The sequence below is a fragment of the Rhizobacter sp. genome, assembly GCF_031412075.1.
Taxonomy (GTDB): Bacteria; Pseudomonadota; Gammaproteobacteria; order Burkholderiales; family Burkholderiaceae_C; genus Rhizobacter.
In genome coordinates, this window is sequence record NZ_JANOCG010000369.1 from 1 (window position 1) to 2784 (window position 2784).

Consider the following 2784-nt stretch of genomic DNA (forward strand, 5'->3'; position numbering starts at 1 on the left):
GAGCAGCTGGCCGCCGAGGTGCGCACCATCCTCAAGGCCAACGGCACGACGGCGGTGTTCGTCACCCACGACCAGAACGAAGCCTTTGCCATGGCCGACGAGATCGCGGTGATGCAAGAAGGCCGCATCCAGCAGATCGCAGGCGCTTACGAGCTGTACCACCGGCCGAACAGCCGCTTCGTGGCCGACTTCATCGGCCAGGGTGTGTTTGTCGAAGCCACCGTGCTGGGCCCGCAGCGGCTGCGGCTCGAACTCGGCGAAGTGGCTGCGACCGAGCCGATTTGTTTCGCCGACACCGGTGACTCTTGCAGCGTGGGTGAACAGGTGCAGGTTCTGCTGCGCCCCGACGATGTGCTGCACGACGACGCCAGCGCGCTGCGTGGCACCGTGCAGCACAAGGCATTCCGGGGGGCCGAAATCCTCTACACCTTGCAGCTGGCAAGCGGCGCGCGGGTGCTGGCGATGGTGCCCTCACACCACAACCACGCACTGCATGAAGCCATCGGCATCCGGCTCGACATGGACCACGTGATCGCCTTCAAGAACGCCGCCTGAGGCGGCGCCCGCTCAGCGCGCCGGCTTGCCTGTGAAGGCCGTCAGCAGCCCGAGACCGATGAACGAGGCCCCGGCCGCTCGCTGGCCCCAGCGGGCATGCGCACCCAGCGAGCTCACGCGCGGTGCGAGCAGGCTGGCGGCGAGCACGTAGATGAGATCGGTGCAACCGGCGACCGCGCAGAAGATGGCGCCCAGCGCCAGGCTTTGTTGAAGGTGGGGCGCCGTGGCGCTCATGAACTGCGGCAAAAAAGCGGCGAAGAACAGCGCCGTTTTCGGGTTCAGCAAGGCCACCAGGAAACCATCGCGAAAGATGCGCGAGCGTTGCAGCGGCTCCACCCGAGCGACTTCGCCCGTGCGCGCGACGCTGGCCGAGCGCAGCATGCGCACGCCCATCCAGACGAGGTAGATCGCGCCGGCCCACTTGACCACGGTGAACGCCGCTGACGACACCGCAAACAGCGCCGCCAGGCCCAGCGCCGCACCGACCGCATTGCCCAGGTTGCCCAAGGCCACACCCGCCGCCGAAGCCAGGCCCGAGGCACGCCCTTGCGACAAGGTGCGCGCGAGGATGTAGACCACCGCCGGCCCTGGCGTGAGCGCCAGGATCAGGCTGGCGGTGATGAAGGCCAGCAGCAGGGGCAGCGGGGGCAGCAGGTCGGCGAGCATGGGGCGCTCCTCGTGGTCAGAACAGGAAGTACTTCTGCGCCATCGGCAACACCGTGGCGGGCTCGCAGGTGAGCAACACGCCATCGGCGCGCACTTCGTAGGTCTGCGGGTCGACCTCGATCTTGGGCGTGCCGCTGTTGTGGACCATGTCGGCCTTGCCGATCGTGCGTGTGCCCTTGACGGCCACCGCGCGGCGCTGCAAGCCAAGCTTGCCGGGCACGCCGAGGTCGAGCGCGGCTTGCGACACGAAGGTCACGCAGGTGTTGTTCATCGCCGCGCCATAGGCGCCAAACATCGGCCGGTAGTGCACCGGCTGCGGTGTGGGGATCGACGCATTCGGGTCGCCCATCGCGGCGGCGGCGATCATGCCGCCCTTCAAGATCAGCGACGGCTTGACGCCGAAGAACGCCGGCTTCCACACCACCAGGTCGGCCAGCTTGCCCACTTCGACAGAGCCCACCTCGTGCGAGATGCCCTGCGTGATGGCCGGGTTGATCGTGTACTTGGCGATGTAGCGCTTGACGCGAAAGTTGTCGTGCCGGGCGTTGTCTTGCGGCAGCGTGCCACGCTGCTCTTTCATCTTGTGCGCGGCCTGCCAGGTGCGGATGATCACCTCGCCCACACGCCCCATCGCCTGGCTGTCAGACGACATCATCGAAAACACGCCCACGTCATGCAGGATGTCTTCGGCCGCGATGGTCTCGCGGCGAATGCGGCTCTCGGCAAAGGCCAGGTCTTCGGCGATGCTCGCGTCCAGGTGGTGGCACACCATCAGCATGTCGAGGTGTTCGTCGACGGTGTTCACGGTGTACGGCATCGTCGGGTTGGTCGACGATGGCAACACGTTGGAGAGCCCCGCGCACTTGATGATGTCGGGCGCATGCCCACCACCCGCACCTTCGGTGTGGAAGGTGGCGATGGTGCGGCCCTTGAAGGCCGCGATGGTGTCTTCGACGAAGCCCGACTCGTTGAGCGTGTCGGTGTGGATGGTGACCTGCACGTCGTGTTTGTCGGCCACTGTCAGGCAGCAGTCGATGGCGGCCGGCGTGGTGCCCCAGTCTTCGTGCAGTTTCAGGCCGTAGGCGCCGGCTTCGATCTGCTCTTCGAGCGCACCTGGCAGGCTGGCGTTGCCCTTGCCCTGGAAGCCGAGGTTCATCGGGAAGCTCTCGGCTGCTTTCAGCATCTGGTGGATGTGCCACGGCCCCGGCGTGCAGGTCGTGGCAAAGGTGCCGGTGGCCGGGCCGGTGCCGCCGCCCAGCATGGTGGTGACGCCGCTCATCAGCGCCTCTTCGATCTGCTGCGGGCAGATGAAGTGGATGTGCGCGTCCATGACGCCGGCGGTGAGGATTTTGCCCTCGCCCGCGATCACGTCGGTGCCGGGACCGACGATGATCGTCACGCCGGGCTGGATGTCCGGATTACCCGCCTTGCCGATGGCATGGATGCGCCCATCGCGCAGCCCCACATCAGCCTTGTAGATGCCCGTCACGTCAACGATCAGCGCGTTGGTGATGACGGTGTCCACCGCCCCTTCGGCCCGCGTCGGCCTTCACGATGCCCCAG

Annotated in this window: 2 protein-coding genes and 1 pseudogene; 1 reads left to right on the forward strand and 2 read right to left on the reverse strand. The window is 66.7% G+C overall.

Features of this window, described 5'->3' with window-relative positions; all coding sequences use genetic code 11:
• Positions 1-555, forward strand: a 555-nt coding sequence (locus RMO40_RS13635) for a TOBE domain-containing protein (RefSeq protein WP_309722090.1), incomplete at its 5' end; no start/stop codon positions are given.
• A gap of 12 nt (positions 556-567) precedes the next feature.
• On the opposite strand, the gene RMO40_RS13640 is transcribed toward RMO40_RS13635, so the two are convergent.
• Positions 568-1221 (reverse strand): LysE family transporter, encoded by a 654-nt coding sequence (locus RMO40_RS13640; protein WP_309722094.1) that lies wholly within the window; start codon positions 1219-1221, stop codon positions 568-570.
• Between the two features lie 16 nt (positions 1222-1237).
• Positions 1238-2758: pseudogene (gene ureC / locus RMO40_RS13645) on the reverse strand (urease subunit alpha); the annotation flags it as partial.
• Positions 2759-2784: the final 26 nt, after the last annotated feature.